Raw genomic sequence first — 22,914 nt, 5'->3', positions numbered from 1 at the left:
GGACCCCGACCCGGACGGACCCGGACCCGGACGGACCCGGACCCGGACGGACCCGGACCCGGACGGACCCGGACCCGGACGGACCTGGACCCGGACGGACCTGGACCCGGGAAAGAAAACGCGGACCGGTGGGGGAGCGGGAGAAGGAAAACGCGGACCAGGTCCCGGTCGGGCTCGGCGTGTCGCGGCTCCGGGTCCGCGTTCTCTTTCCCCGGTCCGGGACCCGGTCCGCGTTTTCCTCGACCAGGCTCGGCTCGTCCGCGTTTTCTTCGCCCCCCCGGGCCGCGCCCCCGGGCCGCGCCCCCGGGCCGCGCCCCCCGGGCCGCGCCCTCAGGCCCGCGGCGAGTCGAGCACGAGCGTGATGGGTCCGTCGTTGACCGACGCGACCTGCATGTCGGCCCCGAACACGCCGCGCTCGACCCGGGCGCCGAGTCGTTCCAGCTCGGCGCAGACCGCGTCGTACAACGGCTCGCTCACCGGACCCGGCGCGGCCGCCGACCACGAGGGGCGTCGTCCCTTGCGGGCGTCGCCGTACAACGTGAACTGGCTGACCACCAGCACCGGGGCGCCCGCGTCGGAGGCGGAGCGCTCGTCGCGCAGGAGGCGCAGCTCCCAGACCTTGCGCGCGATCCAGGCGACGTCGGCGGGTCCGTCGTCGTGGGTGACGCCGAGGTAGACGAGCAGGCCCGGTCCGTCGGTGCGACCGACGACCTCGTCGGCGACGCGGACGGAGGCGGAGAGGGTTCGCTGGACGACGGCACGCACCCGGCCATCATGGCCGGTGGGCGACGATGGGGAGGTGGACACCCCGACCCCCGTCGCCGACCTCGTCGCGCGGCTGCCGCGGGGCAGCTCGACGGTGCGGTACGGCGGCGACCGCTGGGCCGTCACCGTCACCGAGCACGCGGGCGGGCGCAGCCTGAAGGTGTGGGCGGAGCAGCTGGGCGGGACGGCCTTCGTGAGCGCCAACGTCTACCTGGCGGCCGCGGGCGAGGCCTTCCGCCCGTGCGAGATGCCGGCCGAGCGGGTGCTGGCCTTCCTCCGCGGGTGGGAACCGCTGTGAGCGCCCGACCCCAGGATCAGACGTCCGGTCGCGGCGGTGGCGTCCCGGCCGGGGCGCCCTCCTGGGCCTCCGCCAGTGCCGCCGACCAGCTGCTGCGCACGGTGGGGCCGCCCTGCACGGTGGCGAGGCTCGTGCTGTAGCTCGACCACGTCGGCTGCCGTCCGAGCCGGCAGCCGGTCGGCGACCCACCCCCGGCGATGCACTGCTCGCCCTCGCGGGAGACCGCCTCGCCCCGGACCACGGCCTGCTCGGCGGCGGCGACGAGGGCGACGACCGAGGCGTGGGCCGACCGCAGGGAGCCGGGCGCGGTGACGCTCCGCACCCGCTGCTCCAGCGACGCCCAGGGCCCCCGGAGGCGGAACAGGGCCGACCCCACCGACGAGCTCGGGGCGTCGCCCGCCGCGAGCCGCGGGGTCTGGGCGGTGAGCGCGTCGTAGGTGCTGAACACGCCGTTCATCGCGGTGGCGTACGTCGTCACGGCCGCGGCGCCCGCCGCCGATCCCTCCTGCTGGGCGACCTCCGCCTCCCAGGCGGCGATGGTGGAGCGAGCAGCCGCCACGAGCGTGTCGACGTGGGCGTAGGCGGCGCGCGCCGCGGCGCCGAGCTGGTCGTCGCCGCCGGTGGCGTCCGCGAGCTGTGCGCTGACGTCGGTCCAGAGGTCGAGGTTCTCGCCGTCGAGCTCGACGAGACGGCCGACGGGACCGAGCAGCGCGAGGAGGCGGTCGAGCGCGACCGCGGTCTCCGAGTCGTCGTCGAAGCCGGCCCGCGCCGCCTGCGCGTAGACCGCCAGCGCCGCCGCGTCCTCCGCCGCCTCCCGGATCTCCGCGGTCCGCGTCGACAGCTCGAGCCGACCGGCGATCTCCGTGAGGTCCTCGGTGGTCGCACGGACCGCCGCGGTCCCGACGAGGCCGACGAGGTGCTGGGCGGTGGACGTCGGCGGCGCCGCCGGTACGACGCGGGACCGGGCCGCCGCGAGCACGAGGTCGTCCGGTGCGGCGTCGAGCGGGTCGCCCGCCGCCGCCTGGTCGTCGTCGCGTCCGGCCAGCTCGAGGCTGGCCTCGGCCTGCGCGAGCAGGTCGGCGGCGCCCCGCACGGCGGTGGAGAGCTCGCCGAACGTGGCGAGCGTGGCCGGGTCGAGCGTGGCGAACGCGGCCACGGCGGCGATCAGGTCGCGCTGCCGGGTGACGACGTCGAGCTCGGGCTGCGTCGGAGCCGGGTCGAGGGTGCCGGCCTGCGCGACCAGGGCCTCGGCCTCGCCCCGGGCGTCCTCGGCGACCGCGACCGCCTCGGGGAGGCCGGCCAGGTCGGCCGTGGCGGCGACGGTGTCGGAGACCTCGTCGTACAACGTCCGGCTGCTCGCGAGCAGCGCCTCGACGTCGCTGGCGGTGGGGGTCGCGCTCGGCTCCTCGCTGGGCGCGGACTGTTGGGGGCCGTCGTCGTCCCCCAGGGCCAGCACCCCGCCGATCGCGACCACGAGGCAGATGACGGCCACCCCGACGAGGGGCAGCAGCCAGGGGCGGCGCGTCTCGTCGTCGGCCGTGTCCCGACGGGGCGTGGCGACCTCGGTGACCTCGGTGACCTCGGCGGGCTCGTCCACGGGCGGGCTCAGCAGCACGGTCAGCGGCGCGACGTCGGGCTCCGGCTCGGGCTCCGGCTCGGGCTCGGGCTCCCGCTTCGGGTAGAGGTCGGCCGCCGGGGTCACGACCACGGTCGGCTCGGGCTCCGGCTCGCGCTCCGGCCCGGGGTCCGTCGGGGCCAGCGCCGCCTGCCGCTCCGCGATCCGGTCCGCCAGCGTGCGGGGCCGGTGCGGCCGCTCCGCCGCCGGGAAAGGGTCGGGGACGACAGTCGGACGGGCCGCGGGCCTGTCGTCCGCGACCCCTTCGGCGCCGTGTCCGGGCTCGCGCTCGGACTCGCGCTCGGACTCGCGCTCGGGCGCCGCGTCCCGGAACAGGTCGAAGAGGGCACGCTGGAGGTCGTGGCCGGGCTGCGACGAGGTGTCGTCGGGCGGATCGGTCGGCATGCCTCTGTCTCCGGGCCGGCTGGAGAGGGAGGCGCCGGCCTCACTGGTCAGAACGTGCGGAGGGCCACAGCGTTACGTCGTCGCCGTACGACAACGGCCCGGCAGGACCCCCGGGGGTCCCACCGGGCCGCAGCCACGGAACGGCCGGGCTCAGGCGTCGGCCTCCAGCGCGGTGATCGCCTCGTGGATCGAGAGGGCGCGCTGCGCCGACTCGACGTGGAGGTTCTCGACCATCTTGCCGTTGTAGGTGACGACGCCCGAGCCCTTGCCCTCCTCCCAGGCGGCGAGCATGCCGCGGGCGTCCTCGACGGCCTGGGGGCTGGGCGCGAAGGTCTCGTTGGCGCCGGCGACCTGGCCGGGGTGGATGAGCGTCTTGCCGTCGAAGCCCATCTGCGCGCCCTGCGTGCACTCGGCGAGGAACCCCTCGGTGTTCTTCACGTCGTTGTAGACGCCGTCGAGGATGGCGACGCCGGCGGCGCGGGCGGCGAGCACCGACCACGACAGCGCCGTCAGGAGGGGGGCGCGGCCGGGCACGTGCTCGGCGTACAGCTCCTTGACCAGGTCGTTCGTGCCCATGACGAGCACGGCGAGCCGGTCGTCGGCGGCGGCCAGCTCGCGCACGCCGAAGATGGCCTCGGGGGTCTCGACCATCGCCCAGAGCCGCGTGTGGTCGGGAGCGCCGGCCTTCTCGATGGCGGCGACGAGCTGCTTGACCTCCTCGGCGCTGTTGACCTTGGGCACGACGATGCCGGCCGGACCGGCCTGCGCGGCGGCGGCGATGTCGTCGTCGTGCCACTGGGTGCCGAGGCCGTTGACGCGGATGGTGAGGGTGCGTCGGCCGTACGCGCCCGAGCCCACGGCAGCGGCCGCCGCCTCGCGGGCGGCGGGCTTGGCGTCGGGGGCGACGGCGTCCTCGAGGTCGAAGATGACGCCGTCGATCGGCAGGGTCTTCGCCTTCTCCAGCGCCTTCGCGTTGGAGGACGGCATGTAGAGGACGGAGCGGAGCGGGGTGAAGGCGGGCTCGGTCATGTCAGGCTCCCTGCGGCTCGGCGTCGATCGCGTCGTACTGCTTCTTCAGCTCGGGGTCGACCGCCGCCAGCTGCTCGGCGAGGTCGACCATCACGAGGCACTGCTTGAGGGAGGCGTCGTCCTCCATCTTGCCGTCGAGCATGACGGCGCCGGTGCCGTCGCCCATGGCGGCGACGACGCGGCGCGCGTGCCGGATGTCCTCGACGCTGGGGGAGAAGACGCGGTTGGCGATCGCGATCTGCTTGGGGTGCAGCGACCACGTGCCGACGCAGCCGAGCAGGAACGCGTTGCGGAACTGGTCCTCGCAGGCGACGACGTCGGTGATGTCGCCGAACGGCCCGTAGTAGGGGTAGATCCCGTGGGCCGCGCACGCGTCGACCATGCGGGCGACGGTGTAGTGCCAGAGGTCCTGCTGGTACGTCGCGCGCTGCGCCTCGATCTGCGCCGTGCCGTCCTCGCCCTTCGGGGGGTCCTGGCGCACCAGGTAGCCGGGGTGGCCGCCGCCCACGCGGGTGGTCTTCATGCGGCGGTCGGCGGCGAGGTCGGCCGGGCCGAGGGACAGGCCCTGCATGCGCGGCGAGGCGCCGCAGATCTCCTCGACGTTGGCGACGCCGCGGGCGGTCTCGAGGATGGCGTGGACGAGGATCGGCCGCTCGAGGCCGGCCTTGGCCTCGAGCTGGGCGAGCAGGCGGTCCACGTAGTGGATGTCCTCGGCCCCCTGCACCTTCGGGACCATGACGACGTCGAGCTTGTGGCCGATCGCCGGGACCAGCGTGGTCAGGTCGTCGAGCGCCCAGGGGCTGTCGAGGGAGTTGATGCGGGTCCAGAGCTGGGTGGGGCCGAAGTCCACGTCCTGCCCGATCCGCACGAGGCCCTCGCGCGCCTCCACCTTCTTGTCCGCCTTCACGGCGTCCTCGAGGTTGCCCAGGAGCACGTCCACGGTGCCGACCATGTCGGGGACCTTGGCGGCCATCTTGGGGTTGCTCGGGTCGAAGAAGTGGATGGCCCGGCTCGGCCGGGCGGGCACCTCGCGGACCGGGGCCGGGGCCCCGACCGCGAGCGGGGCGAAGAAGTCCTTGGCGCTGCGCATGAGGCCTGAACGTAGCAGCGCTGCGCCCCCGGATCGCCGCCCGGACGGGCAGACTTCAGCGCTGTCGACGGTCCACGTAGGCGACCATCCGGGCGAAGAGCGCCTCGGCCGCCGCCCACTCGGCGTCGACCCGCGGGCCGGGGCGTACGGCGCGGAGCAGCGCCCCCTCGCTGGCGACGGTCGCGGACTCGCCGGCGGCCGTGGCGCAGACGAGCGCGGCGGTCGCGACGTCGGCCGGGCGCAGCGACCAGACGGCCTCGAACTCGCGCCGGTCGTCGGGGACGTCGGTCTGGCCGGGGATCTCCCAGGCGGAGAGGGCGATGCAGAGGTCGTCGGAGTCGCACACGACGGCCCACTCGCTCCGCAGCGGCGAGTCCTCGGGCAGGCCCACGCGCCGGACGGTCCCGGCCTGGGCGGGCGGGTCGGACTCGTCGAAGTCGGCGAACACGATCGTCGTCGCCGCACGCCGGGCCAGGTCGGTCCACCGCGCCTCGGCGCGCTCGTAGAACGCGACGCGCTGGAACGCGCCGTACAGGTGGGGGCGCTGGGCCCGGGCCATGAACTCGTCCTCGATGGCCCACGAGACGGCGATGAGCGTGCCCTTGCTCAGCCGGTGGACGGGGAGCCCGACGTTGACCCCGCGCAGCTCGGCGAAGACCGACGCGGTGGGCGGGCTGGCGGCGAGCTGCACGCGCGAGATCGACTGGTCGAGCCGCAGCCCGGCCCGGCGGTGGGCGAGCACCTGGCGCACCAGCTCGATGTCGGCGGCCTCGTAGCGCCGGTGGCCGCTCGGTAGTCTGCGGGCGACCGGGAAGCCGTGGCGCTGCTCCCACATGCGGAGGGTGGGGACGCTGACGCCGGTGGCCTCGGCGAGCTCACCGATCGCGAGGTCGCCGACGGACGTGGATCCGGCGTCGGTGGATCGGTCGTGGGCCATGGCCCGGATCCTATACCTCAACAATCCGTTTAGGTTTCGTGTTGAGATTTTGTGGTCGGTAGTGGACGCTGTCCTCCATGAACGATCACCGGTGCGTCGGGCACGTGGGCGGCCTGTTCCTCGAGATGGCGGGCCGCGACGGCGCCGTCCCGGCGGTGCTGGTGCGCGACCGCGACGGTCTGGTGCTGCGGGTCGACGACACGGTCGCCTTCGGTCGGGTCCGCGCCGGCCGCGAGGTGCGCGACGCGGCCGCGCTCATGGCGGCACGCGGCGTCGTCGTGCGGGTCGAGTGCCGGGGCCGCGCCCTGGTGACGCTCGGCGTCCCCGCCGCGCCGTGGTGGCAGCGCGCGCTCACCGGCGCGGCCCACGTGCGGCTGCACGCGTGGCCCGCCGTCGTACGGCGTGGTGCGGCCCGCGACCGTCGCCGCCAGGAGCGCACGACGTCGGGTGCGGTGGACGTTACCGCGGGGGTCGCCCAGGCCGCCTGACCTGCGCAGATGCGACGCGGCGCGGACCCGTCCGGGCTCTTGCGGAGACGTTGCGCCGGTTTCACGGGAAAACTGAGACGCGCCCCGCGTCCGCGGGGCATACTTCTTCTCGAACCGCGGTGGTGACCCGAGACGCCACCGCGGTTCTCCCATTCCGCAGTGCCCCGCTGCACGTAGGCCGGGCCGGCGCCCTCGGTGAGCACGGCTCACGAGGTGGAGATGTCCCGCTCGCGCGACCAGGTCGAGATCGTCCAGCTCGCCTTCCCCGGTGCCCAGGCCGACGAGCTCGCCGAGGTCGTCCGGTCGCTCGGCGGCGTCGCTCGCGTCGGGACCGACGAGAAGCGCCGCGCAGCGATCGTCACCTTCGCCCAGCTGCGCGGTCGCGCCACCGTCGAGGACGCCCGCACGCGCTGGGGCCTCGTGCGGGTGGGCCGCGACGGGTTCGGCTTCGACCTCACCGCCGTGGAGCTGGCCGACCGGCTCGGCATCCCGGGGAGCGGGATCGTGGTCGACGCCTTCGAGCCGGGGGACGACCGGCTCGGCGACGGGTGGCGCGCCGTGCTGGTGCTGCCGGCCCACGAGCGGGAGTACCGCCCCCTGGGCAAGGACGTGGCGGGCTCGCACATCGAGGTGCGGGAGGCGCACGGCTGGCACCTCGTCACGTGGGTCCCGGCGGCGGGCGCGACGCCGACGGAGGACCACGTCGTCGGACAGCTCGCGGGGCGCACCGCGCTCGGCGGTCCGGACCGGGGTGTCCTCCTCCTGGTCGACAGCGGCCACACGAACGTCCTCGACGTCGTCCGTGGCGAGATCGACGGTGGTCGGCACTGGCCCGCGGACCTCTGGCCCGTCGTCCACAAGGGCGACCTGGACGACGTCGAGCCGGCGCGCGAGCTGGTCGCGGAGCTCGTCGCGGACCTCGTGCCGCAGCACGCGGACGATGCCTTCGAGGGGTGGGGCGCCGACCCCGTGCGTCGTCGCGCGGCCTTCCGGGGCCACCCCGTCGACCTGCCCGAGGTCGTCGCCGCCCTCGGGCTGCCACCGGAGACCCTCGAGGTGCTCGCGGGGACGTCCACCCTGCCGGCGACGACCCACGAGGCGACGTCCCTCGGCCGGGCGGCCGCCGGCGGGATGCTGGACGCGACCGCCGCCTCCCGGTTCCCGGCCGTCGAAGCGGTCTCGAACATCGCCGGCATCGTCATCGCCGCGGTCGTGCTCCTGCTCGGCCGCGACGCGGTGCCGACCTGGGCCTGGTGGGGCGCGATCGTCATCGGCATCCTCAGCGTGCTGGCGTTCGCGACCCAGGTCTGGGCGTTCCGGCGGCGCCGTTCCCGCGCGCGTTCCTGACGCCCGTCCCCACCCGCCCGAGCGTCCGTTCGGGCAGCGGTTAGCCTGCCGGGGTGAGCACCGCCGACGCCATCTCGCCCGACTCGGACCGCCCCTGGGCCACGCCCGGGGCGTGGCCGGTGGCACCGGGCGTGCACCGCATCCCCCTCCCGCTGCCGAACGACGGGCTGCGGGCCGTCAACGTCTACGCCGTCGAGACGGCGGACGACCGGGGCAGGTCGCTCACCCTCGTCGACGGCGGCTGGGCGATCGAGGAGTCGCGGGAGGCGCTCGAGAAGGCCCTCGCGACGATCGACGCGGGCGTCGGCGACATCCGTCGCTTTCTGGTCACCCACGTGCACCGCGACCACTACTCGCAGGCGGTCGCGCTCCGCCACGTCAACGGCGCCGAGGTCGCGCTGGGCCGTGGCGAGGAGACGTCGCTGCGGCTGGCGACGGAGGGCGACGCCGTACGCCGCGTGATGGCCGCCCACCTCGCCGACGCGGGCTCGGTGCGTGCCGCGGAGGCGTGGCTGGCCGCGCCGACGGACGACGAGGAGGCGCAGAGCTGGGGACTGCCCGACACCTGGATCGAGGGCGACGTGCCGATCGCGGTCGGGGAGCGCCGGTTCGACGCCGTGCACACCCCGGGGCACACGGCGGGGCACTACGTCTTCGCGGACGCAGACGCCGGGCTCCTGTTCGCGGGCGACCACGTCCTGCCCACCATCACGCCCTCCATCGGCTTCGAGCCCGACACGCGGCTCGGTGCGCTCGCCGACTTCATGGGCTCGCTGGCGAAGGTGCGGGCGCTGCCCGACCTGCGGCTGCTCCCCGCCCACGGACCGGTCACGGGGTCGGCCCACGCGCGCGTCGACGAGCTCCTCGACCACCACGAGGCCCGGCTCGGGCAGAGCCTGGAGCCGCTCGAGGCCGGGGGCCCGGGGCTCACCGCCGAGGACGTCGCCGGCCACCTGACCTGGACGCGCCACGAGCGCGCCTGGTCGTCGCTCGACTCGTTCAACGCGGCCCTCGCCGTCATGGAGACGCGGGCCCACCTCGAGGTCCTCGTCGCGCGCGGCCAGGCGGTCGTCGAGCGCGACCGGGGCATCGCGGACACCGTCGGCGCCGCCGCCGGCGCCCTCCCGGGCAGTGACCCGGTGAGCGGGGTGCCGGCGCGCTACCGCCGGGCCTGACCCGCGCCCGAGCCGGGCCTGTGTCGGGCCTGTGTCGGGCCTGTGCCGGGCCTGTGCCGGGCCTGTGCCGGGCCTGTGCCGGGCCTGTGCCGGGCCTGTGCCGGGCCTGTGCCGGGCCCGTGTCGGGCCTGGCCCGCCCGCGGGTGATCGGTCGGGCACGGAACTGTGCCGCTGGTGCGGCCCGGATCGAGCCGGAGGTGTCCCAGCCGCACACTTCTCGGCCTCGGCCTCGGCCGGATGGCCGGCGGCGTGCGCGGCGCCAGACCCGCGTCGTACCGCCGGACGTCATGCGAAGCGGTGCTCGGTGCCCGCGGTTCGCATGACGTCCCGGGGTGTGGGGTGGCCGGGTGATCGGTCGGGCACGGAACTGTGCCGCTGGTGCGGCCCGGATCGAGCCGGAGGTGTCCCAGCCGCACACTTCTCGGCCTCGGCCTCGGCCTCGGCCTCGGCCGGATGGCCGGCGGCGTGCGCGGCGCCAGACCCGCGTCGTACCGCCGGACGTCATGCGAAGCGGTGCTCGGTGCCCGCGGTTCGCATGACGTCCCGGGGTGTGGGGTGGCCGGGCGATCGGTCGGGCGCGGAACAGTGCCGCTGGTGCGGCCCGGATCGAGCCGGAGGTGTCCCAGCCGCACATTTCTCGGCCCGGCCCCGGCCCCGGCCCGGTCCCACCGGTTCCGGGCGGCGCCTGTCTCAGCCTCCCGTCGGCCGCGTCATGGGCACGTGCGGGATGCCGTCCTCGTCGTACCCGGGGCCGCTGACGACGTACCCGTGCGCGCCGTACCACCCCGCGAGCGGCGCCTGCGCGCTCAGCACGGAGACCCGGTCGCCCACGACGTCGAGTGCCGCCTGCATCAGCGGCGTGCCGAGGCCACGCCCCCGAGCGGCCGGCGCCAGCACGACCCGGCCGACACGGGCCACCTCCCCGTCGGGACCCTCCGAGAGCACGCGCAGGTAGCCGAGCAGGTCCTCGCCGTCGAGCAGCAGCACGTGGCGCGTGGCGGGCTCGACGTCGCGCCCGTCGAGGTCGGGGTAGGGGCACGCCTGCTCCACCACGAACACCTCCTGGCGGAGCCGCCAGATGTCGTAGGCCAGCCGCGGGGGGAGCTCGTCGAAGGAGAGGATGCGCACGTCCACGGACCGACCGTCTCACGGGTCGCGGACGGCGCAGCGTAGGGTCGCCCCCACAACGACAGGGGAGCGCCGAGAGCCGAGAGGCCGGGGCGCTGAGAGTGCGGATCCGCCGCAGACCCTCGAACCTGCTCCGGTTAGCACCGGCGAAGGGAGTCACGCCATGCGTCGCATCCTGCCCACCCTCGTGACGGGCGCCCTGGTCCTGCCCGCCCTCGCGGCCTGCTCGACGTTCGGGGAGGAGGAGAGCGCGAGCGGTGGCACCGAGAAGCTGGTGCTCGTCGCCCACGAGTCGTTCAGCCTCCCCGACGAGCTCGTCGCGGAGTTCGAGGCCGAGCACGACGTCGACCTCGAGGTCCGCCAGCCCGGCGACGCCGGCGCGGTCGTCACCGAGATCGCGCTCAACCCCGACGACGCGGGGGCCGACGCGGTCTTCGGCGTCGACAACACGTTCGCCAGCCGGCTCCTCGACGCCGACGCGCTCGAGCCGTTCGGGGGCGACCTGCCGTCCGGCGCCGACGCCTACGCGCTGGCCGGCGAGGACCGCCTCGTGCCCGTCGACTCGGGCAACGTCTGCGTCAACGTCGACACCGCGTGGTTCGCCGAGCGGGGCATCCCCGAGCCGGAGACGCTCGACGACCTCGTCGACCCCACCTACGCCGACCTGTTCGTCACCCCCGGCCCCGTCGACTCCAGCCCGGGCCTCGCCTTCCTGCTGACCACGGTCGCGGCGTACGGCGAGGACGGGTGGCGCGACTACTGGCGGCAGCTCGTCGACAACGGCACCGAGCTGGTGGCGGGCTGGAGCGACGCCTACTACACGTCCTTCACCGCCGGCGGCGAGGGCGGCCAGCGGCCGATCGTCCTGTCCTACGACTCCTCGCCCGCGTTCACGACCACCGAGGACGGGTCCGCGACGACGACCCGCGCGCTGCTCGACACGTGCTTCACGCAGGTGGAGTACGCCGGCGTGCTGCGCGGCGCCGACAACCCCGAGGGCGCCGAGGAACTCGTGTCCTGGCTCCTGTCGGAGGAGGTCCAGGCGGCCCTGCCGGACAACATGTACGTCTACCCGGTGCGCGACGACGTCGAGCTCCCCGCAGCGTGGGCGGAGTTCGCGCCGCGGCCGGACGCGCCTTACACGATGGAGCCCGCCGAGATCGCCGCGAACCGCGAGACCTGGATCGGCGAGTGGCGCGAGGAGACGCAGCGCTGACCCGCGCCCTCCGCCTCCTGGCCCTCGCGGCGCTGCCGCTGGGGGTCGTGGCGGTGTTCTTCGTGCTCCCCGTGGGCGCGATGCTCGTGCGCGGGCTCGCGCCCGACGGGCAGCTGGACCCGGGCGGGCTCCTCGAGGTGCTCGGGCGGGACCGCACCGGGCGCGTCCTGTGGTTCACCCTGTGGTCGGCGGCGCTCGGCACACTGCTGTCGCTGCTGCTGGGCCTGCCGGTCGCCTACGTGCTCTTCCGCCTCGCGGTCCCCGGCGCGCGGGTGCTGCGGGCGCTGACCCTGGTGCCCTTCGTGTTGCCGACCGTCGTCGTGGGCGCGGCCTTCCGGGCGCTGCTCGGCGAGGGCGGGCTGCTGGCGTTCCTCGGCTGGGACGGCACGCCCGCCGCGATCGTCGCCGCGCTCGTCTTCTTCAACGTCTCCGTCGTCGTGCGGGTCGTGGGGGGCGCCTGGGCGGGCCTCGACCCGCGCTCCGAGCAGGCCGCCGCCGCGCTGGGGGCGAGCCCCGTGCGGGTGCTGCTGACGGTGACCCTGCCCGCCCTCCGGTCGGCGCTGGCCTCGGCGGCGGCCGTCGTGTTCTTGTTCTGCTCCACGGCCTTCGGCGTCGTGCTGACGCTCGGCGGGCTCCGCTACGCGACCGTCGAGACCGAGATCTACCTGCTGACCCGGGCGTTCGACCTGCCCGCCGCGGCCTGCCTCTCGCTGGTGCAGGTGGTCACCGTCGTCGCGCTGCTGGCCCTCCTGGGGCGCCTGCGCGGGCGCGCCCACGGAGCCGTGCCCGTCGACCGCGTGCCGCCCCGTCCCCGCCGGCCGCGGCGCGGCGACGTGCCGGCGCTCGTCGTGACCGGCCTCGTCGTGCTCGCGACCGCGCTCCCGATCGCGGGCCTGGCCGCCGCCTCGTTCCGGGTGCGGGGCGCGTGGACGCTCGCGAACTACCGGGCGCTCGACGAGCCGGGGGTCACGACCGCCCTCGACGTACCGGTGCTCACGGCCCTGCGGAACTCCCTCCAGGTCGCCGTCGACGCGACCTGGATGGCGCTGCTGCTGGGCCTGCTCGTCGCGCTCGTGGTGACGCGGCGGGCCCGCACCCGGCCCGAGCGGGTCGTGCGCGGCCTGCTCGACGGCTTCTTCATGCTGCCGCTCGGGGTGTCGGCCGTCGTGCTCGGCTTCGGGCTGCTGGTCACGGTCGCCCGGCCCCCGCTGGCCCTGCGCGACGAGCCGCTGCTCGTGCCTCTCGTGCAGGCGCTGGTCGCGTTGCCGCTCGTCGTGCGCACCCTCGTCCCGGTCCTCGCGGGCATCGACGACCGGCAGCGGCAGGCGGCGGCGTCGCTCGGCGCCTCGCCGGCGCGGACGCTGCTCGTCGTCGACCTCCCCGTGGTGTGGCGGCCGCTGCTGGCGGCCGCGGGGTTCGCGTTCGCGACGTCGCTGGGGGAGTTCGGCGCGACGTCGTTCCTGTCCCGCCCCGACCACCCGACGCTGCCGGTGGTCATCGGCCGGCTCCTCGGGTCGCCGGGCACGACGGGGGCCCAGTCCAACCCGGGGATGGCGATGGCGGCGGCCGTCGTGCTGGCGGCGACGGTGACGGTGGTGGTGCTGGCGGTGGAGCGCCTGCGGGTGCCGAGCGTGGGAGCGGTGTGATGGTGTCGACGACGGACCTGGGGGACGGCCTGCGGCTGCGCGGGGTGACGGTGGCGTACGACGGCGTGCCCGCCCTCGCCGACGCGAGCCTCCACCTGCCGGCGGGCGAGGTGCTGGCCGTGCTCGGTCCCTCCGGCAGTGGCAAGTCGACGCTGCTCCGCGCCGTCGCCGGGCTGGAGCCGCTCGCCGCGGGCTCCGTCGCGTTCGACGGGGCCGACCTGGCCGGCGTCCCGCCGCACCGGCGCGGCTTCGCGCTGATGTTCCAGGACGGGCAGCTCTTCGGCCACCTCAGCGTCGGCCGCAACGTGGCCTACCCGCTGCGGTTGCGGCGCACCCCGCGGGCGACGACGCAGGCGCGGGTCGCCGAGCTGCTGGCGCTGGTGGGGCTGGAGGGGTACGCCGACCGTGCCCCCGGCACCCTCTCCGGCGGCGAGCGGCAGCGGGTCGCGCTGGCCCGCGCGCTGGCCTGCGCGCCCCGGCTGCTGCTCCTCGACGAGCCGCTCTCCGCGCTCGACCGCGCGCTGCGCGAGCGCCTCGCCGGCGACCTGGCCGGCATCCTGCGGGCCGCCGGCACGACGGCGCTGCTCGTCACCCACGACGTCGACGAGGCCTACGCCGTCGCCGACCGCGTCGCCGTCGTCCGCGGGGGACGGGTCGTGCAGGAGGGCACCGTCGCGGAGGTCGACGCCGCCCCGCGGGACGCCGAGGTGGCGCGCCTCCTCGGCTACCCCCACGTCGTCGGGGACCGGGCGGTGCGCCGTACGGCGTTCGCGGTCGCGGCGGGGTCGGCGGGGGCCGGGACGCGGCCGGGGACCGTGCTCCACGCCCGGGCGACGAGTGCTGGACGGCGGCTCCTGGTCGACCTCGACGGGGTCGGACCGGTCGATGTCGTGCCGTCGCCGGAGGCGCCCGAGCCCGAGCCCGGGGAGCGGGTGGAGGTGCGCATCGACCCCGCGGGGACGGCGCCGCTCGGCGGGGGCGGGAGGTAAAGGCGAGGAGGGTGGGCGGCGCGCGCACGTCTACACTGACCGGCGTGTATCGCCGCGCCTACGTCCTCCTCATCGGGGTTGCAGCGACGATGGCGATCCTCACGGTCGTCACCGCGCTGTCGCTCGGACGCAGCGTCGTCGACCCCGAGGGCTTCCTCGGCCCGGGCTGGCTCCGCTTCCCGCTCCTCGTCGGCCTGGCGCTCCTGGCCGACCTCGTGCCGCGCGCCCTGTGGCACTCGCGGATGCGGTTGTCGCAGGTGCCCGACCTGGTGAAGGCCCGCTGGCGGGAGCACTGGACGCGCGAGCGGTTCACCCTCGTGGCGCTGGGCATCGGCTGCTTCTACGTGACCTACGCCTGCTACCGGAACCTCAAGTCGTTCCTGCCGTTCGTGCTCGGCGAGAAGAAGTACGACACCGAGCTGCACGCGCTCGACAAGATCCTCTTCCTCGGCAACGACCCGTCGGCCGTGCTGCACACGATCTTCGGGTTCTCGTGGTTCGAGCAGTCGATCTCGACGATCTACCTGTGGTACCTGCCGCTCGTGCCGGTGCTCGTCGCCGTCTGGACCATCTGGTCGCGCAACATCTCCTTCGGCTACTGGTTCGTGACCTCGCAGGTCATCGCGTGGACGCTCGGCACGGCGACCTACTACATGCTGCCGGCGCTCGGCCCGAAGTTCGCCTTCCCGTGGCTCTACGCCGACCTCGACACCGGGGCCAGCCAGCTCGCGGACTCGCTGTTCTACAGCCGCACCAACGTGCTCTGGGGGGACGGCGACGGGTTGCAGTCGACCGCCGCGTTCGCGAGCCTCCACACGGCGATCACGCTGCTGTGGGCGCTCATGGTGCAGTACACGATCCGGAGCCGGATCGTGCACTGGGTCTTCTGGGCCAACTTCGGCCTCACCATCATCGCGACGCTCTACTTCGGCTGGCACTACGTGGCCGACGACGTCGCCGGAGCCATGATCGCGGTGGTCGCGTTCTACGTGGGCGGGGTCGCGAGCGGGCAGAAGTTCGAGAGACGCGGGTTCTCCAGCCATCCCACGACGACGACGTCGCGGGTGCCGCTGGGACCCGACGGCCGGGACGCCGACGTGCGCGTCGAGACCGACGAGGAGCGGGCGCCGAGCGCGTCGCGGCTCAACCTGTCGCGGCTGTTCCGGCGGTTCCGGCGCCGCGCCGACCGGCCCGCCGCGCCGACCGGCGACTGAGCCGCTCGGAGGGGTTGGTGACCCGCCGGTAGTTTGGCGGGCATGGCCACCGACCTGGGCGTCGCCCGTGACGCCGCTCCCGAGCACACCGTCGCCCCCGACCCGGCCGCGCTGCAGCGGATCCTGGACGGGAAGTACGCCGAGGTCCGTGACCTCGTGCGCCGCAACCTCGTCGAGCACGCCGACCTCCTCGGCGAGGTCGACGACCTCGACCGCGAGGCCTATCGCGACCGCGTCCTCGAGATCGTCCAGCAGGTCGCCTCGACGGGCCAGACCGGCTTCGGCTTCCCCGAGGAGCACGGCGGTGGCGGCGACATCGGGGCGTCCATCGCCGCCTTCGAGACGCTGGCGTTCGGCGACCTGTCGGTCCTCGTCAAGGTCGGCGTGCAGTTCGGTCTCTTCGGCGGCGCGGTGCTGCAGCTCGGCACCCAGCGGCACCACGCGGCGTACCTGCCCGGGATCATCGACGGCAGCATCCTCGGGTCGTTCGCGATGACCGAGTCGGGCCACGGCTCCAACGTGCAGGCGCTGGCGACCACGGCGACGTACGACGTCGGGACCGACGAGTTCGTCGTCGAGACGCCGCACGACGCGGCCCGCAAGGACTACATCGGCAACGCCGCCCGCCACGGCGAGCTCGCCGTCGTGTTCGCCCAGCTGCACATCGGCGGGGAGAGCCAGGGCGTGCACGCCTTCATCGTGCCGATCCGGGTGCGCGACGAGGCGGGGGAGCTCGTGCCGGCGCCCGGCGTGCGGATCGAGGACTGCGGCCACAAGATGGGCCTGCAGGGCGTCGACAACGGACGGCTGTGGTTCGACGGCGTGCGGATCCCGCGGGAGAACCTGCTCGACCGATTCGCGACGGTGTCGCCCGCGGGCGTCTACTCGTCCGAGATCGAGAGCCCGGGACGGCGCTTCTTCACCACCATCGGCACGCTCGTCCAGGGGCGCGTCAGCGTCGGCGGCGCGGGCATCAACGCGGCGAAGGTCGCGATGGTGCTGGCGGTGCGGTACGCCGAGCGGCGGCGCCAGTTCGAGGCGACGGGCGAGCAGGAGGAGCTGCTGCTCGACTACGGGCAGCACCAGCGGCGCCTGCTGCCCCTGCTCGCGTCGACCTACGCGCTCCACGTCGCGCAGGAGGACCTCGCGGCCGAGCTGCACGCCGTCTTCTCGGGCGAGAAGACCGACGAGCGGTCCCGCCGCGCGCTCGAGTCGCACGCCGCGGGGCTCAAGGCCGTCGGCACGTGGCACGCGACCCGCACGATCCAGGAGTGCCGCGAGGCGTGCGGCGGGGCGGGCTACCTGTCCGCCAGCCGCTTCGCCGCCCTCAAGGCCGACACCGACGTCTTCACGACCTTCGAGGGCGACAACCACGTGCTGCTGCAGCTCGTGGCGAAGGGGCTGCTCACCGACTACGCCGGCGACTTCCAGGACGCCGACCAGTTCGAGATGGTGAAGCTCGTCGCGGGCATCGCGCTCGACGAGATCGTCAAGCGGACGCGTGCCCACCAGCTCCTGGACCGGGTGCGCGACCTCCTGCCGAGCGGCGCGGAGGACGAGGACGAGGCCGGTCTGCTCGACACCGACTACCAGCTCGCCATGCTGCGCTACCGCGAGGAGCAGGTCATCTCCTCGGCGGCCCGCCGCCTCAAGCGCGGCGTCGACAGCGGCATGAACCCGGGTGCGGTCTTCTCGCAGGTGCAGCCCCACGTCATCGCCGCGGCCCGCGCCCACATGGACCGCGTCGTGCAGGAGGCTTTCGTCGCCCGCGTCGCCGGGCTCGACGACGGTCCCGAGAAGCGGGCGCTCGGCCTGCTCGTCGACCTCAACGCGCTGCGCATGATCGAGGCCGACCGGGCGTGGTTCATGGAGTCCGGGCGGATGTCCGCGGCCCGCTCGAAGGCGGTCCGCCGCGAGGTCGACGCCCTGTGCCGGCGCATCCGCCCGATCGCCCGCCCGCTGGTCGACGCCTTCGGCGTGCCCGAGGAGGTGCTCGGGGCGCCGGACCTGCTCGGCCCCGTCGTGGTCGCCGGCGAGCCGGCCGCCGCCGGTGACGAGCCCGGCCACCACACGCAGGGCGAGACCGCGGAGCACGTCGCGGAGCAGGTCGCGGAGCCGGCGTGAGCCTGCGCGACGCGGTGAGCCGCCTGCGGGGGCTCGCCGGGGGCTGGGCGGACGACCCCGCGTGGGCGCACGTCTACAGCTACTCCGTCGACCACCCGCGCGTCGGCGTCCCCGGGTGGCGCCTGGCCGTCGGGTCCGACCTCCGGCTGCTGCTCGCGGCGGCCGACGAGACCGGCACCCTGCCCGCCGGCTCGCGCGTGCTCGACGTGCCGTGCGGCTCGGGCGTCGCGCTGCGGGGCGTGCGGCCCGGCCAGGGGATCGAGTACGTCGCGGCCGACCTGGCGCCGGCCATGCTCGCGCGCACGCAGCGCACCGCCGAGCGGCTCGGCGTCGCCGACCAGGTGAGGCTGCTCGAGGCGGACGTGACGGCGCTGCCGTTGCCCGACGACCACGTCGACCGGGTGCTCAGCCTGACGGGGCTGCACTGCTTCCCCGACCCGCACGCGGCGTTCGTCGAGATGACGCGGGTGCTCCGCCCCGGTGGCACCCTCCTCGGCTCGGCGGTGCTCACCGACACCGGACGCCGCTGGGAGGGCGTACGCCGCGTGGGCCGCGCCAGCGGGCTCATCGGGCCGATGTGCTCGTCGGGCGACCTGCGCCGGTGGGCCGAGGACGCGGGGCTCGAGGGGTTCTCGGTGCGGCCGTCCGGAGCGCTGGCGTACTTCCGCGGCGTGCTGGCGGGCGCCGCTGCCTGACGGCCCTGGCTCGCGCGAGGCTGGGTCGGGGGACGCCTCCACCACCGGTTGTAACGCGGTGTCCGAGTGTCCATGGAAGTGTTGTGCAGCGCGCTCGGACGCACCTACACCGCGTTACATCGAGCGATGTCGTACGCCGCCGGCCCGGTCACCATCGCGGCCGACGGTCGATTCGTGGAGCCCGGAGCGGCCGGCTGGATCAACTGGTGCGGTGTTGGTGCTACCTGTGCGGTGGTCGACCGCTTCCATGGACGCTCGGACACCGCGTTACACCCCCCGAGGGGCCGGCCGGAACAGCACGAGGGCGGGACCCCCGCGTGGGGGTCCCGCCCTCGGCGTACCGGAGCCGGCGCTGCTCGGCCGGCGGCGGCTCAGTACTTGCTGCCGTTGTCCTTGAACCGCTGGAACGACGCCGCCACCTCGGCCTGCGCGGCCTCGGCGCCGACCCAGTCAGCGCCCTCGACGGACTTGTTGGGCTCGAGCGCCTTGTAGACCTCGAAGAAGTGCTTGATCTCGAGGAGGTCGAAGTTCGACACGTCGCCGAGGTCCTTGTAGTGGCTGTAGCGCGGGTCGTCCGCGGGCACGCACAGGACCTTGTCGTCGCCGCCGGCCTCGTCGGTCATGCGGAACATGCCGATCGCGCGGGCCTTGATGAGGCAGCCGGGGAAGGTCGGCTGGAGGAGGATGACCATCGCGTCGAGCGGGTCGCCGTCCTGGCCGAGGGTGTCCTCGATGTAGCCGTAGTCGGTCGGGTACTGCGTCGCGGTGAACAGCGTGCGGTCGAGACGGAGGCGGCCACTGTGGTGGTCCACCTCGTACTTGTTCCGCTCGCCCTTGGGGATCTCCACGAGTACGTCGAACTCGAGCACGCTGCTGCCTTCCGCATCGCGACCGCGCCGGCGCGGTCGATCGTGTTGGTGCCGTGACCGGAGGCCACGGTGAGGTCCGTCGGTGCCCTCGCGCAGAATGACGCCGAACCGATCGAAACTGAGGTGATCCTAGGTGGCGAAGGGCACGCGGCGCAGGCGGGGCGTCAAGGTCCCCCTCCTCGTCGTGCTCGTGCTGGTCCTCCTGGGAGGCGCCGGCGCCGGGGCGTGGAGGCTCGGACTGGCCGACCGGTGGCTGGGCGACCCCGACGACCGGACGGGTGACCCGGCGGCGGTGGCCGCGCCCGAGGGCCTCGACCTGCCCCCGGTCGAGGAGCCCGACCCGCTCCTGGCGGAGGTCGACGCCACCGCCGGCGCCCTCGATCCCGAAGCCCTCCGGGCCGCCCTGTCCCCGCAGCTCGCCGACGACGACCTGGGTCCGCGGGTGGGGGTGGCGGTGGCGCCGCTGAGCGGCGCCGACCCCTGGACGGCGGGCGTGCCGCAGGTCGTCCCGGCCTCGACCACCAAGGTCCTCACCTCGGTCGCGGCCCTCAAGACCCTCGGCCCCGACCACACCTTCACCACCGAGGTCGTCGACGCCGGCCCCGCCGCGCCGACCGACGGCGCCGCCGACGGCGCCACCGACGGCGCCACCGACGGCGCCACCGACGGCGCCACCGACGGCGCCACCGACGCGGTGCACCGCATCGTGCTCGTCGGCGGCGGCGACCCGCTCCTCACCCGCGAGCCGGTGCCGACGGAGCGGCCCTCGCGCTACGGGTTCGGACCGTCGCTGCGCGCGCTCGCCACCGCCACGGCCGCGGCGCTCACGGAGGCGGGGCAGACGCAGGTGCAGCTGTCCTACGACGCGAGCCTGTTCACCGGTCCCGGCATCAACCCCGTCTGGCCCGCGTCCTACGTCCCCGACGACGTCGTCGCGCCGATCGTGGCGCTGACGTCCGACCGGGGGTACGACGACGAGGGCGACCCGCTCGCCGACCCCGCAGCCGCGACGGCCGCCTGGTTCGCGGGTGCGCTGGCGGGGGCGGGCATCACGGTCGTCGGCGAGCCGTCGACCGGCCTGGCGGGCAACAGCCCGCGCCTGGCCGCCGTGGAGAGCGCGCCGCTCGGCGAGATCGTCGAGCACCTGCTCGCCGTGAGCGACAACGAGACCACCGAGGTGCTCGCCCACCACGTCGGGCTCGAGGTCGAGGGGTCCGGGTCGTTCGAGGGCGGTGCGGCGGGGGTACGCCGCGTGCTCGCCGACCTCGGCGTGGACCTGGGGCCCGACGTCCTCACCGACGGCAGCGGCCTGTCGCGGGAGAACCTGCTCGCGCCGAGCACGCTCATCGCGGTGCTGGCCGTCGCGTCCTCGCCCGACCACCCCGAGCTGCGCCACGTGCTCAGCGGCCTGCCGGTCGCGGGCTTCTCCGGCTCGCTCACCAACCGGTTCACGACGGCCGACCCGGCCGGGCTCGGCTCCGTCCGCGCCAAGACGGGCACCCTGACGGGCGTCCAGGGCCTCGCGGGGGTCGTCCAGGACGCCACGGGCGAGCCCCTCCTGTTCGTCGTCGTCGCCGACGGGGTGGACCCGGCAGCCGCGCTCGACGCCCGCGAGGCGATCGACCGCACGGCCGCCGCGCTGGCGGCCTGCGTGTGCACGACGACGGCGTCCACCGGGACGCCCACCGAGCCGCCGACCGACGACCCGACCGACGACCCGACCGACGACCCGACCGACGACCCGACCGGCACACCGGGGGCCGGCGACGGCGCCGCGACCGCCACCGGCCGCGACGTACTGTCACCGGCATGACCTCCTCCCCGGGCGCGGCCATCGACTGGGACCTCGCCGCCCGTCTCGGCTCGCGGCTCGCACCCCCGGCCCCCGACGTCCCCGCGGCCCAGGTCGCGGAGACCGTGACGGCGCTGCGGTCCGACGCGGCGCGCTCCACGGAGCTGGTGGCCGACTTCACGGGGCTCGTCGCGCCGCCCCACGCGGCGCCGGTGCTGGTGGTGGACCGACCCCGCTGGATCGAGGCCAACACCCAGAGCTTCGCCGTCATGATGGAGCCGTTCCTGGCGCGGCTGGCCGAGCGGAGCGCGGAGGGCGCCCTCCAGCCGCCCGCCGTGGTGCGCCGAGCCACGACCGCCGTGGGCTCCCGGGTGACGGGCGCGGAGCTGGGGGTGCTGCTGGGCTTCCTCTCCGGCAAGGTCCTCGGGCAGTTCGATCCCTTCGCGCCCGCCGACGTCGCGCCCGACGGTCGCCTGCTGCTCGTCGCGCCCAACGTCTGGCAGGTGGCCGAGGACATCGGCGCCCGCCACGCCGACTTCCGCCTCTGGGTCTGCCTGCACGAGGAGACCCACCGGGTGCAGTTCACCGCGGTGCCCTGGCTGCGCGAGCACCTGCGCGCCCAGGTGGACGCGCTCGCGGGCACCCTCGACCCGACGTCGGTGCTCGAGGACGGGCTGTCCCGTGTCGTCGACGCCGTCCGCAACGGCGCCCGCGGGTCGCTCGTCGACCTGCTGGGCTCGCCGGAGCAGCGCGCGATCATCGACCGGGTCACCGGCGTCATGTCGCTGCTGGAGGGCCACGCGGACGTCGTCATGGACGGCGTCGGCCCGTCCGTGATCCCCTCGGTGCGGCGCATCCGCAAGGCCTTCGAGCAGCGGCGCGACGGGCTCGGGTTCCTCGACCGGCTCGTGCGGCGGATGATCGGCCTCGACGCGAAGATGGCGCAGTACCGCGACGGCGCCGCCTTCGTCCGCCACGTCGTCGACCGCGTCGGCATGGAGGACTTCAACGCCGTCTGGGCGACGCCCGACCACCTGCCGTCCAAGGCCGAGATCGCCGACCCCGCCGCCTGGGTCGCGCGCGTGCGCGGGTGACGCTCCCGCCGGCGGTGGCGGCGGTGCGCTCCGCCGTACGCCGCGTGCTCGAGGCCGAGCGGCCGCCGACGGTGGTCGTCGCGTGCAGCGGGGGCGCCGACTCCCTGGCGCTGCTGGCGGCCACCGTGTTCGTCGCCCGCACCGCGCGCGACGCGACCGGCACCCACGTCGTCGGCACCGTCGTCGACCACGGCCTGCAGGAGGGCTCGGCCGAGCACACCGCGCGCGTCGTGGAGCAGATGGCGGCGCTGGGTGCCGACGAGACGTTCTCGGCGACGGTCAGCGTCGGGTCCGCCGGGCTCGGGGTGGAGGCGGCGGCGCGGGAGGCGCGGTACGCCGTGCTCGGCCAGGTCGCCGCGACCGTCGAGGCTCCGGTGGTCCTGCTCGGGCACACGCTGGACGACCAGGCGGAGACGGTGCTGCTGGGTCTGGCCCGCGGCTCGGGCGGGCGCTCCATCGCGGGGATGCGCCGCGGCTTCGACGTGTTCCGGCGCCCGCTGCTCGACGTGACCCGCGCCGAGGCGGAGGCGGCCTGCGTCGCCGAGGGCATCGCCTGGTGGACCGACCCCCACAACAGCGACCCGCGCTTCCTGCGGGCCCGGGTGCGCACCGAGGTGCTGCCGGTGCTCGCCGAGGTGCTGAACCCGCGGGTGCGCCACAACCTCGCGCGCACCGCGGACCTCCTCCAGGACGACCTGGTGGCGCTCGAGGAGGTCGCCGACGCGGCGTACGACGACGTCGTGAGCGGACGCGACCTCGCCACGGAGGTCGACCTCACGGGCCTGGCGACCCTCCCGCGGGCCATCGCCGGCCGGGTGCTGCGGCGCGCGGCGCTGGCGGCGGGGGCGCGGGACGCGGAGCTGTTCGCCGTGCACGTCGACGCGCTCGCCCGGCTCGCCGACGCCCCCGGGGGAGCGGCGGTGCAGCTCCCGGGCCACGTCACGGCGGAGCGCCGGGGGAGCGTCGTGCGGTTCCGTCCGACGGCCTGAGGCGGGCGC

General features: G+C 75.2%; 20 protein-coding genes. 13 read left to right on the top strand and 7 right to left on the bottom strand.

What is annotated here, in order from left to right; all coding sequences use genetic code 11:
* Positions 1-330: 330 nt before the first annotated feature.
* Complete coding sequence (dtd, locus tag QE405_RS13365) at positions 331-765, bottom strand: D-aminoacyl-tRNA deacylase (RefSeq protein ID WP_307201503.1); 435 nt, start codon at positions 763-765, stop codon at positions 331-333.
* 34 nt (positions 766-799) lie between these two features.
* Here dtd and QE405_RS13360 point away from each other — a divergent pair, with 34 nt between their 5' ends.
* A complete protein-coding gene (locus QE405_RS13360) occupies positions 800-1,063 on the top strand; it encodes a peptide methionine sulfoxide reductase (RefSeq protein WP_307201501.1) in 264 nt (87 codons plus the stop codon).
* 16 nt (positions 1,064-1,079) lie between these two features.
* Here the strand turns inward: QE405_RS13360 and QE405_RS13355 are convergent, their stop codons facing one another.
* From QE405_RS13355 to QE405_RS13340, 4 genes are all read right to left on the bottom strand, one after another.
* Positions 1,080-3,083, bottom strand: coding sequence for a hypothetical protein (locus tag QE405_RS13355; RefSeq protein WP_307201499.1), 2,004 nt, complete (start codon positions 3,081-3,083; stop codon positions 1,080-1,082).
* 150 nt (positions 3,084-3,233) lie between these two features.
* The gene (locus QE405_RS13350; protein ID WP_307201497.1) at positions 3,234-4,112 is read right to left on the bottom strand and encodes an HpcH/HpaI aldolase/citrate lyase family protein; all 879 of its coding nucleotides are present in this window, start codon (positions 4,110-4,112) and stop codon (positions 3,234-3,236) included.
* Between the two features lies 1 nt (position 4,113).
* Positions 4,114-5,202, bottom strand: coding sequence for an HpcH/HpaI aldolase/citrate lyase family protein (locus tag QE405_RS13345; protein WP_307201495.1), 1,089 nt, complete (start codon positions 5,200-5,202; stop codon positions 4,114-4,116).
* A gap of 55 nt (positions 5,203-5,257) precedes the next feature.
* Positions 5,258-6,139, bottom strand: coding sequence for a DICT sensory domain-containing protein (locus tag QE405_RS13340; RefSeq protein WP_307201493.1), 882 nt, complete (start codon positions 6,137-6,139; stop codon positions 5,258-5,260).
* Positions 6,140-6,216: 77 nt separating this feature from the next.
* Here QE405_RS13340 and QE405_RS13335 point away from each other — a divergent pair, with 77 nt between their 5' ends.
* The 3 genes from QE405_RS13335 to QE405_RS13325 all read left to right on the top strand — a co-directional run bounded on the left by QE405_RS13335 (position 6,217) and on the right by QE405_RS13325 (position 9,149).
* Positions 6,217-6,627, top strand: a complete 411-nt coding sequence (locus QE405_RS13335) for a hypothetical protein (protein WP_307201492.1) — start codon at positions 6,217-6,219, stop codon at positions 6,625-6,627.
* A gap of 219 nt (positions 6,628-6,846) precedes the next feature.
* Positions 6,847-7,974 carry a hypothetical protein gene (locus QE405_RS13330; RefSeq protein ID WP_307201489.1) on the top strand — a complete coding sequence of 376 codons (1,128 nt, stop codon included), beginning with the start codon at positions 6,847-6,849 and terminating at the stop codon, positions 7,972-7,974.
* Positions 7,975-8,027: 53 nt separating this feature from the next.
* Positions 8,028-9,149: an MBL fold metallo-hydrolase gene (locus QE405_RS13325; RefSeq protein WP_307201488.1), complete on the top strand. Its 1,122-nt coding sequence runs from the start codon at positions 8,028-8,030 to the stop codon at positions 9,147-9,149.
* A gap of 690 nt (positions 9,150-9,839) precedes the next feature.
* On the opposite strand, the gene QE405_RS13320 is transcribed toward QE405_RS13325, so the two are convergent.
* Entirely contained in the window at positions 9,840-10,283 is a 444-nt protein-coding gene (locus QE405_RS13320; protein ID WP_307201486.1) for a GNAT family N-acetyltransferase, read from the bottom strand.
* A gap of 157 nt (positions 10,284-10,440) precedes the next feature.
* Between QE405_RS13320 and QE405_RS13315 the strand changes: the two genes are divergently transcribed.
* From QE405_RS13315 to QE405_RS13290, 6 genes are read left to right on the top strand one after another with little or no spacing between them, the layout of a single operon-like run.
* A complete protein-coding gene (locus QE405_RS13315; protein ID WP_307201484.1) occupies positions 10,441-11,493 on the top strand; it encodes a thiamine ABC transporter substrate-binding protein in 1,053 nt (350 codons plus the stop codon).
* On the top strand, positions 11,469-13,139 hold the full coding sequence (locus tag QE405_RS13310; RefSeq protein ID WP_307201482.1) for an ABC transporter permease: 1,671 nt from the start codon (positions 11,469-11,471) through the stop codon (positions 13,137-13,139). The genes QE405_RS13315 and QE405_RS13310 overlap by 25 nt, the downstream gene beginning before the upstream one ends.
* The gene (locus tag QE405_RS13305; protein ID WP_307201480.1) at positions 13,139-14,128 is read left to right on the top strand and encodes an ABC transporter ATP-binding protein; all 990 of its coding nucleotides are present in this window, start codon (positions 13,139-13,141) and stop codon (positions 14,126-14,128) included. The genes QE405_RS13310 and QE405_RS13305 overlap by 1 nt, the downstream gene beginning before the upstream one ends.
* Positions 14,129-14,172: 44 nt before the next feature.
* On the top strand, positions 14,173-15,342 hold the full coding sequence (locus QE405_RS13300) for a phosphatase PAP2 family protein (RefSeq protein ID WP_307201477.1): 1,170 nt from the start codon (positions 14,173-14,175) through the stop codon (positions 15,340-15,342).
* Positions 15,343-15,384: 42 nt separating this feature from the next.
* Positions 15,385-17,466: an acyl-CoA dehydrogenase family protein gene (locus QE405_RS13295; RefSeq protein WP_307201475.1), complete on the top strand. Its 2,082-nt coding sequence runs from the start codon at positions 15,385-15,387 to the stop codon at positions 17,464-17,466.
* Complete coding sequence (locus tag QE405_RS13290) at positions 17,463-18,161, top strand: class I SAM-dependent methyltransferase (protein ID WP_307201472.1); 699 nt, start codon at positions 17,463-17,465, stop codon at positions 18,159-18,161. Before QE405_RS13295 ends, QE405_RS13290 begins: the two co-directional genes overlap by 4 nt.
* A 371-nt stretch (positions 18,162-18,532) precedes the next feature.
* Here QE405_RS13290 and QE405_RS13285 read toward each other — a convergent pair whose 3' ends face one another.
* A complete protein-coding gene (locus QE405_RS13285) occupies positions 18,533-19,030 on the bottom strand; it encodes an inorganic diphosphatase (RefSeq protein WP_307201470.1) in 498 nt (165 codons plus the stop codon).
* A 133-nt stretch (positions 19,031-19,163) separates the two neighbouring features.
* Here QE405_RS13285 and dacB point away from each other — a divergent pair, with 133 nt between their 5' ends.
* From dacB to tilS, 3 genes are read left to right on the top strand one after another with little or no spacing between them, the layout of a single operon-like run.
* Complete coding sequence (dacB, locus tag QE405_RS13280) at positions 19,164-20,843, top strand: D-alanyl-D-alanine carboxypeptidase/D-alanyl-D-alanine endopeptidase (protein ID WP_307201468.1); 1,680 nt, start codon at positions 19,164-19,166, stop codon at positions 20,841-20,843.
* Positions 20,840-21,916, top strand: a complete 1,077-nt coding sequence (locus QE405_RS13275; protein WP_307201466.1) for a zinc-dependent metalloprotease — start codon at positions 20,840-20,842, stop codon at positions 21,914-21,916. The genes dacB and QE405_RS13275 overlap by 4 nt, the downstream gene beginning before the upstream one ends.
* A complete protein-coding gene (tilS, locus tag QE405_RS13270) occupies positions 21,913-22,905 on the top strand; it encodes a tRNA lysidine(34) synthetase TilS (RefSeq protein ID WP_307201464.1) in 993 nt (330 codons plus the stop codon). The genes QE405_RS13275 and tilS overlap by 4 nt, the downstream gene beginning before the upstream one ends.
* Positions 22,906-22,914: the final 9 nt, after the last annotated feature.

Source organism: Nocardioides zeae (assembly GCF_030818655.1).
GTDB classification, from domain to species: Bacteria; Actinomycetota; Actinomycetes; order Propionibacteriales; family Nocardioidaceae; genus Nocardioides; species Nocardioides zeae_A.
Note: the sequence above shows the minus strand (reverse complement) of the source record. Positions and strands in the feature narration are given on the sequence as shown.

Excerpts from the sequence above, each read along its gene's own strand:
- QE405_RS13275 (WP_307201466.1), top strand. The coding sequence starts at position 20,840 with ATGACCTCCTCCCCGGGCGCGGCCATCGACTGGGACCTCGCCGCCCGT.
- QE405_RS13350 (WP_307201497.1), bottom strand. The coding sequence starts at position 4,112 with ATGACCGAGCCCGCCTTCACCCCGCTCCGCTCCGTCCTCTACATGCCG.
- QE405_RS13345 (WP_307201495.1), bottom strand. The coding sequence starts at position 5,202 with ATGCGCAGCGCCAAGGACTTCTTCGCCCCGCTCGCGGTCGGGGCCCCG.
- QE405_RS13340 (WP_307201493.1), bottom strand. The coding sequence starts at position 6,139 with ATGGCCCACGACCGATCCACCGACGCCGGATCCACGTCCGTCGGCGAC.
- QE405_RS13295 (WP_307201475.1), top strand. The coding sequence starts at position 15,385 with ATGGCCACCGACCTGGGCGTCGCCCGTGACGCCGCTCCCGAGCACACC.
- QE405_RS13355 (WP_307201499.1), bottom strand. The coding sequence starts at position 3,083 with ATGCCGACCGATCCGCCCGACGACACCTCGTCGCAGCCCGGCCACGAC.
- QE405_RS13315 (WP_307201484.1), top strand. The coding sequence starts at position 10,441 with ATGCGTCGCATCCTGCCCACCCTCGTGACGGGCGCCCTGGTCCTGCCC.
- QE405_RS13330 (WP_307201489.1), top strand. The coding sequence starts at position 6,847 with ATGTCCCGCTCGCGCGACCAGGTCGAGATCGTCCAGCTCGCCTTCCCC.
- QE405_RS13335 (WP_307201492.1), top strand. The coding sequence starts at position 6,217 with ATGAACGATCACCGGTGCGTCGGGCACGTGGGCGGCCTGTTCCTCGAG.
- QE405_RS13305 (WP_307201480.1), top strand. The coding sequence starts at position 13,139 with ATGGTGTCGACGACGGACCTGGGGGACGGCCTGCGGCTGCGCGGGGTG.